Genomic DNA, 572 nt, shown 5'->3' on the forward strand with positions numbered 1-572 from the left:
TGTGGCGCAACGATTTCACCACTGACCCGCTTCGCATCACCACGCAACATGACACCTGTAGCACGTAGCCGGTCATTACGGCGAGCTGTGGCATGGGCCATTTCCTGATTAAATACTTCCTCAGCCTGTTTACGTGCCTCGACGTTATCAGGGGTATTAGGGTCAGCCGCATTCATACGCTGCCTATTACGCTCAATCATGGCTTGAGTTTCATCTTCGGTCATTGGCTCCACCATCTTGGCCAGTGCTTTTGTGGCCTTCTGTCTTGCCGCAAAATAGCCATTGGCATCACTGTTCCCAGCGGAATAAGTCAGCGCAGTCATGGCCTTCTCTTCATCGCCCTGAAACTCCCAAGTCGGATCACACTGCTCCATAAATTTCTGAGTAAATACGGATAATGCTTCGGGGTCTTCTGCCAGCCGCTTTTTAATCTTCGACGAACTCAGGTCAGTATCTTTGAGTAATTGAATGGCCTGTACTGGGCTGGCTTTCGCCTCGTCAGAAATAGCTACATTGTGTGACCGGCTGTGCTGGCTAGGTTTTGCTATGGAAACCGCCTTGGATTCCTGCTT

The 572-nt window shown here is 50.5% G+C and carries 1 protein-coding gene; it reads right to left on the reverse strand.

Annotated features, from left to right (window positions below):
• Positions 1 to 572 (reverse strand): hypothetical protein (locus tag AEP37_RS26855; protein WP_049615691.1); only part of this gene is annotated, 572 nt, incomplete at both ends.

Source organism: Yersinia pekkanenii (assembly GCF_001152565.1).
Lineage (GTDB): Bacteria > Pseudomonadota > Gammaproteobacteria > Enterobacterales > Enterobacteriaceae > Yersinia > Yersinia pekkanenii.